General features: G+C 64.1%; 12 protein-coding genes. 5 read left to right on the plus strand and 7 right to left on the minus strand.

All coding sequences use genetic code 11. The features are described 5' to 3' along the window. The first annotated feature begins 67 nt into the window (after positions 1-67). Positions 68-715 carry a glutathione S-transferase C-terminal domain-containing protein gene (locus tag BMY68_RS19885; RefSeq protein WP_085529916.1) on the plus strand — a complete coding sequence of 216 codons (648 nt, stop codon included), beginning with the start codon at positions 68-70 and terminating at the stop codon, positions 713-715. A gap of 80 nt (positions 716-795) precedes the next feature. On the opposite strand, the gene BMY68_RS19890 is transcribed toward BMY68_RS19885, so the two are convergent. After that, the gene (locus BMY68_RS19890) at positions 796-1329 is read right to left on the minus strand and encodes a GNAT family N-acetyltransferase (RefSeq protein ID WP_085529915.1); all 534 of its coding nucleotides are present in this window, start codon (positions 1327-1329) and stop codon (positions 796-798) included. 191 nt (positions 1330-1520) lie between these two features. Between BMY68_RS19890 and BMY68_RS19895 the strand changes: the two genes are divergently transcribed. Continuing rightward, entirely contained in the window at positions 1521-3140 is a 1620-nt protein-coding gene (locus BMY68_RS19895; RefSeq protein WP_009042334.1) for a glucan biosynthesis protein D, read from the plus strand. Positions 3141-3342: 202 nt separating this feature from the next. Here the strand turns inward: BMY68_RS19895 and BMY68_RS19900 are convergent, their stop codons facing one another. From BMY68_RS19900 to BMY68_RS19910, 3 genes are all read right to left on the minus strand, one after another. Continuing rightward, positions 3343-4449: an NADH:flavin oxidoreductase/NADH oxidase gene (locus BMY68_RS19900; RefSeq protein ID WP_009042333.1), complete on the minus strand. Its 1107-nt coding sequence runs from the start codon at positions 4447-4449 to the stop codon at positions 3343-3345. A 286-nt stretch (positions 4450-4735) separates the two neighbouring features. After that, a complete protein-coding gene (recJ, locus tag BMY68_RS19905; protein ID WP_009042332.1) occupies positions 4736-6445 on the minus strand; it encodes a single-stranded-DNA-specific exonuclease RecJ in 1710 nt (569 codons plus the stop codon). 61 nt (positions 6446-6506) lie between these two features. Further along, entirely contained in the window at positions 6507-7046 is a 540-nt protein-coding gene (locus tag BMY68_RS19910; protein ID WP_007923023.1) for a YaeQ family protein, read from the minus strand. 149 nt (positions 7047-7195) lie between these two features. Here BMY68_RS19910 and BMY68_RS19915 point away from each other — a divergent pair, with 149 nt between their 5' ends. After that, positions 7196-8395 (plus strand): CaiB/BaiF CoA transferase family protein, encoded by a 1200-nt coding sequence (locus BMY68_RS19915; protein WP_085529914.1) that lies wholly within the window; start codon positions 7196-7198, stop codon positions 8393-8395. 94 nt (positions 8396-8489) lie between these two features. After that, positions 8490-9332: a TIGR02285 family protein gene (locus tag BMY68_RS19920; RefSeq protein ID WP_085530495.1), complete on the plus strand. Its 843-nt coding sequence runs from the start codon at positions 8490-8492 to the stop codon at positions 9330-9332. Positions 9333-9499: 167 nt separating this feature from the next. Here the strand turns inward: BMY68_RS19920 and BMY68_RS19925 are convergent, their stop codons facing one another. Then, complete coding sequence (locus tag BMY68_RS19925; protein ID WP_007923026.1) at positions 9500-9784, minus strand: DUF3509 domain-containing protein; 285 nt, start codon at positions 9782-9784, stop codon at positions 9500-9502. Positions 9785-9972: 188 nt separating this feature from the next. Continuing rightward, the gene (locus BMY68_RS29665) at positions 9973-10155 is read right to left on the minus strand and encodes a hypothetical protein (protein ID WP_139214894.1); all 183 of its coding nucleotides are present in this window, start codon (positions 10153-10155) and stop codon (positions 9973-9975) included. Positions 10156-10258: 103 nt separating this feature from the next. Here BMY68_RS29665 and BMY68_RS19930 point away from each other — a divergent pair, with 103 nt between their 5' ends. Beyond that, positions 10259-10921, plus strand: coding sequence for a response regulator (locus BMY68_RS19930; RefSeq protein ID WP_007923029.1), 663 nt, complete (start codon positions 10259-10261; stop codon positions 10919-10921). Between the two features lie 16 nt (positions 10922-10937). Here the strand turns inward: BMY68_RS19930 and BMY68_RS19935 are convergent, their stop codons facing one another. Next, positions 10938-12173 carry an EAL domain-containing response regulator gene (locus BMY68_RS19935; protein WP_085529913.1) on the minus strand — a complete coding sequence of 412 codons (1236 nt, stop codon included), beginning with the start codon at positions 12171-12173 and terminating at the stop codon, positions 10938-10940. Between the last annotated feature and the right edge of the window lie 6 nt (positions 12174-12179).

Genomic DNA, 12179 nt, shown 5'->3' on the forward strand with positions numbered 1-12179 from the left:
GCGCCATCGTATCGTGACGTCTACCGCGGCTACATCGGCCAGCGATTGCTGAAGGAGAAACACTTCGATGATTCTGTTTTATGCCCCTGGAGCCAGTTCGCTCGCTCCGCATATTCTGCTTCAGGTCAGCGGGTTCGGCTTTACCCTGGAAAAGGTCGACCTCATGAACAAGCGCTGGGCAGGTGGTGACTTCAACCTGATCAATCCCAAATCCTACGTACCGGTGCTGCAACTGGAGAACGGCCAGCGACTGACCGAGTGCAGCGTCATCCTGCAGTACATTGCCGATACCGTGCCTGAACAGGCGCTGCTGCCAGCCGTCGGCAGCTTCGCTCGCTACGAAGCCCTGCAATGGCTGAGCTTCCTGGCCATGGAGGTACAGAAAAACTTCATCACCCCGGAACGTCACGGCGGCGTCAGCGCCAACTTCCTGGCCCGCACCGAGGCCGGCCAACAACAGACCCGGGAGCGGGTGAGCCCGCGGCTGGCGTTCATCGATCAACACCTCGCTGGCCGGGAACATGTGCTGGGCGACGGTTTTTCAGCACTGGACGCCTATCTGTTCACCCTGCTGACCTGGGCTCGGCGGCTGGCCATCGACCTCGGACAATGGCGCCAGCTGGATCGCTACTTTGCCAGCCTCAAGGCCCACCCCGCGATCCACCAGGTGCTTGAAACGGAAGGTCCACCACATGCCTTGCGTCCTGCCGAGTGATTATTTCTGCGGATGAGACTTGCCAAATGCGGGCCGGAACCCTCCTCGCCTGGCCGACCTGGCGCAAAACCCGCTGAAGATCAGGCCAGCCTGAGGTACAGATGAATATCCTCGGGCTCCAGGCGATACAGCTCTGGATCGGGGGCCGCCAACAGCTCGCAGCCCAGGCGGCGGTAGAAATCCACGGTGTTGCGCGACGGCGTGGCCGAGACATACAGCCCCTCGCCGCCCATGCGCCGTGCCTGCTCGGCGGCCAGGCCGAACAACCGTTGGCCCAGGCCGCGCCCGCGATACGCCTGGCTGACATGCAGGAACTTCAGCTGCCGCAACCGCAGGCCGGCGTTGTGGATCACCAGGCAATCGACCACCGCCGCGGCCACCAGCCGGTGTTCGTCGAACACCCCATACAGCCAGCCGCCGCGCTGTTCACACGCCTGCAAGACACGCGCGTCATGCTCGGCTTCGCCGGGCGGCCAGCCGGTCACCACCTCGCGCTGGGGATAACCCAGCAGTTGCCCGTCCTGCAGGCGGTAGAACGCCTCGATCAGCTCTGCACGGTCAATCAGTTTGAACAGCGGGATGTCTTGCGGGGTCAAAGGGCGTTCATTGAGCATCTTGGTTTTCCTGAAGCCGTCCGTGGTTTTACGTATCGATACACGCGGGGCATTTTTTGCCTCGGGCGAACCGATTATTCTATCCGCCCGCTGTTAAAAGTCCGTTGTGTTTGGCCGAAGGCATGACCGAACCTCCATTTCCGATCCAGCACAGCCAGGAAGGGCTCGGGATCTCCTGACAAGGTTCACTTATGCATCGCAGGCATCTTCTGAAAGCATCCATGGCGCTGGCCGCCTACACCGGCCTGTCGGCCACGGGTCTGCTGGCCTCCCGGGCCTGGGCGGGCGCCGCCGACGGCGAGGCGCAGGCCTTCGATTTCGAGATTCTCAAGGCCCGGGCCAAGCAGTTGGCCGGCAAGCCCTACGTGGACACCAAGCAGGTGCTGCCGCCGACCCTGGCGACCATGACCCCGCAGAACTTCAACGCGATCCGGTACGACGGCAACCACTCGCTGTGGAAGGAGCTGAACGGCCAGCTGGACGTGCAGTTCTTCCACGTCGGCATGGGCTTCAAGCAGCCGGTGCGCATGCACAGCGTCGACGCCAAGACCCGGCAGGCGCGGGAAGTGCATTTCCGCCCGTCGCTGTTCAACTACCAGAACACCAGCGTCGACACCGCGCAGCTCAAGGGCGACCTGGGTTTTGCCGGCTTCAAGCTGTTCAAGGCCCCGGAACTGGACAGGCACGATGTGGTGTCCTTCCTCGGCGCCAGCTATTTCCGCGCGGTGGACAAGACCGGCCAGTACGGCCTCTCGGCCCGTGGCCTGGCGATCGACACCTACGCCAAGAAGCGCGAAGAATTCCCCGACTTCACCCAGTTCTGGTTCGAGACCCCGGACAAGGACAGCACCCGTTTCGTGGTCTATGCCCTGCTCGATTCGCCCAGCGCCACCGGCGCCTACCGCTTCGACATCGACTGCCAGGCCGAGCGCGTGGTGATGGACGTCGATGCGCACGTCAACGCCCGCACCGCCATCGAACAACTGGGCATCGCGCCGATGACCAGCATGTTCAGCTGCGGCACCCATGAGCGGCGCATGTGCGACACCATCCATCCGCAGATCCACGACTCGGACCGCCTGGCCATGTGGCGCGGCAACGGCGAGTGGATCTGCCGCCCGCTGAACAACCCGGCGACCCTGCAGTTCAACGCCTTCGCCGACAAGGACCCGAAGGGTTTCGGCCTGGTGCAGACCGACCACGAGTTCGCCAACTACCAGGACACCGTGGACTGGTACAGCCGGCGCCCGAGCCTGTGGGTCGAGCCGACCACCGCCTGGGGCGAAGGCTCGGTCGACCTGCTGGAGATCCCCACCACCGGCGAGACCCTGGACAATATCGTGGCCTTCTGGACCCCGAAAACACCACTGGCCGCCGGGGACTCGCTGAACTACGGCTACAAGCTGTACTGGAGCGCCCTGCCACCGGTGGGCACGCCGCTGGCGCGGGTCAACGCCACCCGTTCGGGCATGGGCGGCTTCGTCGAAGGCTGGGCGCCGGGCGAGCATTATCCGCCGGTCTGGGCCCGGCGCTTCGCCGTGGACTTCAACGGCGGCGGGCTGGAGCGGCTGCCGGAGGGCACCGGCATCGAGCCGGTGGTTACCGCGTCGAATGGTCAGGTCAAGGATTTCCACGTGCTGAAGCTGGACGAGATCCAGGGTTATCGCGTGCTCTTCGACTGGTACCCGACCAACGACAGCGTCGACCCGGTGGAACTGCGGCTGTTCATCCGCAGCAACGATCGCACCCTGAGCGAAACCTGGCTGTACCAGTACTTCCCGCCGGCGCCGGACAAGCGCAAGTACAGCTGAGGCAGCACCATCTGTAGCCGCTGCCGTAGGCTGCGATGGGCCGCGCAGCGGACCCAGGCTCTTCAGTCGATCCGCGTCGCCTGATTTGCGACCGGTTCCCGGTCGATCGCAGCCTGCGGCAGCGGCTACAGGTTACGGTGATACGACACGGCATAAAAAAACCGGCCCTCACAGGCCGGTTTTTTTTGTGCCTCCGCGCAGCTCACTCGCGCAGATCCGACTCGTGAATCGGTTGGTCGCGATGGGTCGCGCGCTGGTACTGCGCCGGCCAGATCGCCTTGTGCCCGCTCAGGTCGTCGTCGGCATGCAGCGGCCAGTATGGGTCGCGCAGCAGCTCCCGGGCGAGGAAGATGATGTCGGCCTGACAGGTGCGCAGAATATGCTCGGCCTGGGCCGGCTCGGTGATCATGCCCACGGTGCCGGTGGCGATCCCCGACTCCTTGCGCACCCGTTCGGCGAAGCGGGTCTGGTAGCCCGGGCCGGTGGGGATTTCGGCATTGACCGCGGTGCCGCCCGACGAGACATCGATCAGGTCCACCCCCAGTGCTTTCAGGCGGCAGGCCAGCTCGACGGTTTCGTCCGGATTCCAGCCGTCCTCCACCCAGTCGGTGGCCGACACCCGGACAAACAGCGGCAATTCTTCCGGCCAGACCGCCCGCACCGCCTCACACACCTGCAGGACCAGGCGAATGCGGTTATCGAAGGAGCCACCGTACTGGTCGCGACGCTGATTGCTCAGGGGCGAGAGGAATTGATGCAGCAGGTAGCCATGGGCGGCATGCACTTCGACCACCTTGAAACCGGCGACCAGGGCGCGTTTGGCCGAATCGACGAAGGCCTGGACGATCGCGGCGATCTGCCCTTCGTCGAGCTGGGTCGGCGGCGTGTGCTGCGGGTCGAAGGCAATCGGCGAAGGGCCAACCGGGACCCAGCCGCCCTCCTCGGGCTTGACGCTGCCATGCTTGCCCAGCCATGGCCGATGGGTGCTGGCCTTGCGTCCGGCGTGGGCCAGCTGGATACCGGCGACCGCGCCCTGGGCGGTGATGAACCGGGTGATGCGTTGCAAGGGTGCGATCTGTTCGTCGTTCCACAGGCCGAGGTCCTGGGCGGTGATGCGCCCGTCGGCGGTGACCGCCGTGGCCTCGGTGAAAATCAGTCCGGCGCCGCCCACGGCACGACTGCCGAGGTGCACCAGGTGCCAGTCATTGGCCAGTCCATCTACGCTGGAGTACTGGCACATGGGCGATACCGCGATGCGGTTGAGTAAGGTCAATTGACGAAGGGTATAGGGCTCAAGCAGCAGACTCATGGGGCACCTCTCGATCAGTGGTCAGGCTCCAGGGTTCTGTTTGAAAAGTCGACGAGTGACTGGAAAGGAACAGCGCCCGCCCCCGCGGGAGAAAAAGGACAAAACGTCACAAGGCCAATCAAGCAGTGTTTAGAGCCTAGTCGACAACGGCGCGACCAGCAGGGTTCCGACACATTTTGCCGAGGAAGGTAACGGTGGCCTGGCGTTTTTTCGCGAGCACGCTCGCTCCTGCAGAAGCAACACAATCCCTGTAGGAGCGAGCTTGCTCGCGATAGCGTCAGCAGTCTTAACGCGGTTCGATATGGGCGATCATCAGCTGCACCGTTTCCTGGCCGCGGAACTCGTTGAGGTCCAGCTTGTAGGCCAGCTCCACCCAGCGGATGGTCGGGTTCGGCCAGATATCGCGGTCGATGCCAAAGGCAATGCCATCGAGCTTCACCGAGCCGCATTCGCTGCGCAGCACCACCTTGAGGTGGCGCTCGCCGACCACGCGCTGCTCCACCAGCTGGAACACGCCATGGAACAACGGCTCGGGAAAGTGCTGGCCCCAGGGCCCGGCATGGCGCAGGGCGCGGGCCAGTTCGAGGTGGAACTCTTCCACCGCCAGGGTGCCGTCCGACAGCAGGCGCCCGGTCAGGTCTTCCTCGCGCAGTTGGCGGCGCACCTCGGTATCGAAGGCCTCGGCGAAGGCCGGGAAATTCTGCTCCGGCAGCGACAGTCCGGCGGCCATAGCGTGACCGCCGAACTTGCTGATCAGGTCCGGATGTTTGGCCGCCACCGCGTCCAGGGCATCGCGGATATGAAAGCCCGGCACCGAACGCGCCGAACCCTTGAGCATGCCTTCGCCGGCGTCGGCAAAAGCGATGGTCGGCCGGTGGTAACGCTCCTTCAGCCGCGAAGCGAGAATCCCGATCACTCCCTGGTGCCAGTCGGGCTCGAACAGGCACAGGCCGAACGGCATCGACTCCACCGGCAAGTCCTTGAGCTGGGCCAGGGCTTCGCGCTGCATACCCTGCTCGATGGATTTGCGGTCCTGGTTCAACTCGTCCAGCTGGCTGGCCATTTCCCGCGCCAAGGCCATGTCATGGCTGAGCAGGCATTCGATGCCCAGGCTCATATCGTCCAGGCGACCGGCGGCATTCAACCGTGGGCCAAGGATGAAGCCCAGGTCGGTGGAGGTGATGCGCGACGCCTCGCGCTTGGCCACTTCGAGGATCGCCTTGATCCCCGGTCGCGCGCGCCCGGCGCGAATCCGCTCCAGCCCCTGGTGCACCAGGATACGGTTGTTGGCGTCCAGCGGCACCACGTCGGCCACGCTACCCAGCGCCACCAGATCCAGCAATTCACCGATGTTCGGCTGTGGCTTGGCTTCGTACCAGCCAAGGCTGCGCAGGCGGGCGCGCAGCGCCATCAGCACATAGAAGATCACCCCGACCCCGGCCAGCGCCTTGCTCGGGAACTCGCAGCCGGGCTGGTTCGGGTTGACGATGGCATCGGCCGCCGGCAACTCGTGGCCCGGCAAGTGGTGGTCGGTGACCAGCACTTTCAGCCCGGCCGCCTTGGCCGCCGCCACGCCCTCGACACTGGAGATGCCGTTGTCCACGGTGATCAGCAGTTGGGGCTTGCGCTCCAGGGCCACCGCGACGATTTCCGGGGTCAGGCCGTAGCCGTATTCGAAACGGTTCGGCACCAGGTAATCGACATGGGCCGCGCCCAGCAGGCGCAGGCCGAGCATGCCCACGGTACTGGCGGTGGCGCCGTCGGCGTCGAAGTCGCCGACGATCAGGATGCGTTCGCGCTGCTCCAACGCCGTCACCAGCAGGTCCACCGCGGCCTCGATGCCCTTGAGCTGCTGGAACGGGATCAGCCGCGCCAGGCTCTTGTCCAGCTCGGCCTCGGACTGCACGCCACGGGCGGCGTACAGGCGGGTCAGCAACGGCGGCAGATCACCGAGAAACGGCAGGGTGGCGGGCAACTCACGAGGTTCGATACGCATGGGGTGACAGAAGCTTCTCTTCGATACGGGGGATACGGCGAAACAACGCGGCGTGGCGAACTCAGCGTTCGCCCAGCAGCCATTCCAGCTGGACTTCGTGCTGGCCGCGATCGTCGGTGACGAAGATCGTGCCTTCGCTGATCATCACGTCCCACTTGATAACGCGCGGCATGTCCTTGGCCAGGACTTCCAGGACGTCCTGGGGCACGCCGGCGATATTGAGGTTCTTCAGGTTCTTCACCGCGTCCACTACGCGGGTCTGCCACACGCGCAGGCTGCCGTAGGCCAGCAGGCTGGTGCGCTCGGTACGGCGCGAACACCAGGTCAGGCGCTCGGCGTCCGGCTGGCCGACTTCGATCCAGTGCAGCACGCGGTCGTCCAGGCTTTTTTCCCACAGCGCCGGCTCATCCACTTCCGACAGGCCACGACCGAACGACAGGTGTTCGTTGTACCAAAGGGCGTAGGCCAGCAGACGCACGGTCATGCGCTCTTCGGTTTCCGACGGATGGCGGGCGATGGTTTGCTTGACGCTTTCGTACACCCCGCGATCGAGGTCAGTCAGGTTCAATTCAAACTTGTAGGTGGTAGACGGCTGGGCCATGGACGGGGCTTCTTGATACGAGGAAAGGCGGCAAGTCTAACCGATGCACGAGCCAATCCACGAATCGCGCACCATCATCCTTTGGCGAGGGAGCGCCGGGCTATGTTAAAACGCTCTACCGTCCAATCTTTGTCCTACAAGGATCTTCCATGCCGCTTACCGCCAAACCCCTTGCCGGCCTGAAAGTCGTCGAACTCGGCACCCTGATCGCCGGCCCGTTCGCCTCGCGCATCTGCGCCGAATTCGGCGCCGAGGTGGTCAAGGTCGAATCGCCGGACGGCGGCGACCCGCTGCGCAAGTGGCGCAAGCTGTATGAAGGCACGTCCCTTTGGTGGTTCGTCCAGGCGCGCAACAAAAAGTCCCTGACCCTGAACCTCAAGCACCCGGACGGCCTGGAGGTGCTGAAGAAGCTGTTGGCCGAGGCCGACATCCTGATCGAGAACTTTCGCCCCGGGGTCCTGGAAAAACTCGGCCTGGGCTGGGACACCCTGCATGCGCTCAATCCCAAGCTGGTGATGGTGCGCCTGTCCGGCTTCGGCCAGACCGGGCCGATGAAGGACCAGCCCGGTTTCGGCGCGGTCGGCGAGTCCATGGGCGGGCTGCGCTACATCACCGGTTTCGAGGACCGTCCGCCGGTGCGCACCGGCATTTCCATCGGCGACTCGATTGCCGCCCTGTGGGGCGTGATCGGCGCGCTGATGGCCCTGCGGCACCGCGAGGTCAACGGCGGCCAGGGCCAGGTGGTGGACGTGGCGTTGTACGAAGCGATCTTCGCCATGATGGAAAGCATGGTCCCGGAGTTCGATGTCTTCGGCTTCATCCGCGAACGCACCGGCAACATCATGCCCGGCATCACGCCCTCCTCCATTCACACCAGCGCCGATGGCAAGCATGTGCAGATCGGCGCCAACGGCGATGCGATCTTCAAGCGCTTCATGCAAGTGATCGGCCGCGACGACCTGGCCAACGACCCGGCCCTGGCCAGCAACGACGGCCGCGACAGCCGGCGCGACGAGCTGTACGGGGTCATCGATCGCTGGGTCAACTCGCTGGCGCTGGAGCGCGTGCTCGAATTGCTGAACCAGGCAGAAGTCCCCGCCAGCCGCATCTTCAGCGCCGAGGACATGTTCAGCGATCCGCAGTTTCTCGCCCGGGAAATGTTCCTCCAGGCCAAGCTGCCGGACGGCAAGGCATTCAAGATGCCCGGCATCGTGCCGAAACTCTCGGACACTCCGGGCTCGTCCGAATGGGTCGGCCCCGCGCTCGGCGAGCACAATGCCCAGGTGCTGGGCGCCCTGGGCTACGACGAGCAGCAGATCAAAAGCCTGCGTGACAACGGCGCGATCTAGTTTTGAAAAACGATGCCTTTTACCGACAAGGATCAGCAGCCTGATGACCCCATGCCGTAGCAGGCGAATGATTCGTGGCATACGCCTGTTGTCGATGCTGCTGGCGCTCGGCGCCTGGTCACCGGCCAGCCAGGCCCGGGACACGCTGATCTGGGTGTTGCGCGACCTGCCGCCAACGACGATTTTCGAAGGTCCGCAAAAAGGCCGTGGGGTAATCGATCAGGCCTTGCCTGTGCTGATGGCCAGCCTGCCGGAGTACGACCATCAGGTCGTGCACGTCAACCGCGCCCGTGGCATGCAGATGCTCCGGGAGCAACCCTTCGTTTGCGATCCGGCACTGATGTTCAACCTGCAGCGGGCGCAGTGGATCGCGTTTTCCATCACCAGTTTTCGCGTATTCAGCAACGGCCTGGCGGTGCGTCGCCAGGACAGTGACAGCCTGCAGCCGTTTATCCACGATGGCCAGATCGACTTGCGCGCGCTCCTGGCCAGCGCCCCGCACAACGTTGGCGTGGTGGCCGAGCGCAGTTATGGCGAGCCGATCGACAGCCTGCTCGCACAGGCGCCGCCCGGAGCCCTGATGGCCCACTACGGCAACAGCGCCATCGGCAACCTGCTGCAGATGCAAAGGCACGGACGCCTCAAAGCCCTGATCGGCTACCAGCCGGAGATTCGCTTCCAGGCGCAACAGCAAGGGATCGACCCGAGAGAGCTGGCCTTCTACCCGATCCAGGACATGCCCAGGTATCAATCGGTGAATGTCGGCTGCTCGAACACAGCGCAGGGTCGGCAGGCGGTGGAGCGCATCAACCGCGCGCTGCTCGAACTGCGCCTGGACACCTTGCTGGAGCTTTATGCCCAGTGGCTGGAACCGTCGCTGCGCGAGCAATACCGCAGCGATGCCCTGGCGTTTTTCCACGACGCGCCGCAGCGCTAAAAAATCCGGGCAAAAAGAAACCCCGAGCAGTGGGGAGACAACTCGGGGTTAAACGTGGTCTGAAACCAGACCCGTGCAACAAGCGACAAGCACCGGAGCACAATGCTCGATCCTGTTGCCAAGGGTCTGACTGATGGACTGAAGCGAAGGTTCCCGAAAATTTCCAATCAGCGCGCGCTGTCGAACGCCTTCTCCCTGGCCACATTGCGCAAGGCCGCGATGACACAGGGTTCCAGGCGACCTTCGGCGATCAATACGTCGCGATGCAGACCGTCGACGACATCGGTCAACTGGCGCTTGTCGGTCAATTGGGCCTGGCTGAACTCGCGCTCGACCACGATGGCCCCCAAGGCATTCTTCAGGGTCACCAGGCATTCCCCCTGCGCGCGCGGGGTCAGAGTTACCTGATACGGGCTCAAAGCTTCACCCAACAATAGGCTGATACTTTCCATCTCGATCACCACTCAATAGCTGGAATTAAGGCTCGAATACACGAATGCCGGTAGCTTTCTGGCATTCAAGTGACCATCGCCCAGAGAAGAAAGTTCGCAACCGCTGGCGGTTGCCGACCTGAGTCGATCCAGCATGCCCGCAAAACATGACAGATAAAAAACAGCCCGGATCAGACTAGAATCGGCACTCAAACCAGAAACGAACGCGACGGTGCCGGCTGATCGATCAGCGCCTCGACTTTCTTGTAGCGCAATACCGCCTGTTGGCAGGAATAGCGCCGAGGATCGATCCGGACCGGCATCGCGACCTGCTCCCGAAGCGGATTTTCAGGCCTGGCGCAGGTCTTTCTGGCAGGTGGGGGTGTGGCCATGGGGGCCTCTCCTCGAGCGGTTGGCAAAGCCCGGCGGCGCAGCGATGACGGTTGCCCGGTTGCAGGGCCTGTCCGAAATGCTGCCTTCTCAGCGGAGCGAGTCTTGAATCAAACGTCCAATAAAAAACTGCGGATCGTCCTGGCCGACGATCACCCGATTTTCCTCATCGGCCTGCGGGCCGTCCTGGAGCGCGACGACAACCTGGAGATCGTCGGCGAAGCCAGCTCCCCGACCGCCCTCGGCGAGCTGCTGCAAAGCTGTCCCTGCGACGTACTGGTCACCGACTTCATGATGCCGGGCGAACAGCAGAACGATGGCCTGCGCCTGATCGAGCAACTGCGCCGGCATCATCCCCAGCTGCCGATCGTGGTGGTAACCATGCTCAACAATGCCGGGCTGTTCCGTTCGATTCTCGACCTGGGCGTCTCGGGCCTGCTGAGCAAGGCCAGCCTGGCCGACGAGCTGCCGGCGGCGATCAGCCATGTGCGCCGCGACAAAGTGTTTGTCGCCCAGGCCATCCAGCAACTTCTCAGCCTGGCGGGCGAGGTCGGGCCGGATCGCTTGTTGTCCGGGGAACAGCTGTCGCCCCGCGAGCTCGAAGTCATCCGCCTGCTGGCGGCCGGGCTGACGGTCGGGGAAATCGCCGCGAAGCTCAGCCGCAGCAAAAAGACCGTCAGCACCCAGAAGGTCAGCGCCATGCGCAAGCTCGGCCTGTCCAGCGCCGCGGCGCTGTACATCTACGTGCAGGAACACGGGCTCGCCTGAGCCCGGCTCAGCCGGCCTATTCGTCGAGGTCGTCATGCAAGCGCCGGGCGATCCACTGGCGCACGGCGACGGCGCTCATGGGCTCGGCGATGAAACAGCCTTGCAGGCGCGCCTGCCCCAGCTTCTTGGCCGCCTGGTAGTCGGCGGCGCTCTCGATACCCGCCAGCACCACGCCCAGCGACATGCGCCGGGCCATGCTCATGGCGCCGGCCACCACGGCCGCCTTGCGCTCATCGTCAGCCAGGCCGCAGACGAAGGCCGGCGGGATCTTCAGCTCGGTGAACGGCAATTCCAACAGGCGCTGCAGGCTGGTGCCGCCGGTGCCGAAGTCGCCAATCGACAGCTTGCAGCCGATCATGCGCAGGCGCAGCAGGGCCTCCACATGGGCGATATCGGTTTCCAGGTCGGTGGTCTCGACGATTTCCAGGGTCAGCAGGCGTGCCGGCACTTCAAAACGCCGCAGCAGGGTTTCCAGCTGGCGCGCGAAGTTCGGCAGTTCCAGCATGCCCACCGGGATATTCACCGAGATCGCCAGCGAGCGGCCCATGACCAGGCGCACCCCGGCCGACAGTTGCAGGGCCTGCTCCAGCATGAGCCAGGTGAAGGCCTCCTCCAGGCCGGCGAACTCAATCACTGGAAGGAACTCGGCGGGCAGCATCAAGCCGTGTTCCGGGTGCTGCCAGCGCGCCAGCGCCTCGACGCCCAGGACCTCGCCGTCCTGGCTGACCACCGGCTGGAAGTGCGCAACCCCATGGCGCAGCACCGCCGCCTGCCCTTCCTCGGCGGTCGGCACCTCCGGCTGGAACACATCCAGGGCCAGGGTTTCGCGCACCTGGGCCAGCGACAAGTCTTGCGGCCCAGGCTCGAAACATTGCTGGTACAGGCCCAGCAGTTCATTGAGCAGGGTGACCGAGGCCGGCTTGGGCAGACAGCCCAGCACATTCAGGCCCTGCTGCCGGGCCATGGCCGCGGCGCCTTCGCGGACATCCGCTTGCGCGTCGCTGAGAATGATCAGCGCCTTCGTCCGTTGCTGCTCTGCCAGGTAACGAATCAGCTCCAGGCCATCGGCCTGCTCCAGGTACAGATCGCAGATGGCGATATCCACCGGCCCCTTGCTCTCCAGGGATTGCCGGGCGGCGGCAACGCTTTCGGCATTCAACACGTTGAACACGCCATTGGCGTTGAGCATCTGGTGCAGGGCCATCAACTGGAACGAATTGTCTTCAAGAACGAGCACTTTCAACCTGTGCATGGAACG

Origin of the sequence: Pseudomonas sp. NFACC41-3 (assembly GCF_900109505.1) — a bacterium.
GTDB classification, from domain to species: Bacteria; Pseudomonadota; Gammaproteobacteria; order Pseudomonadales; family Pseudomonadaceae; genus Aquipseudomonas; species Aquipseudomonas chlororaphis.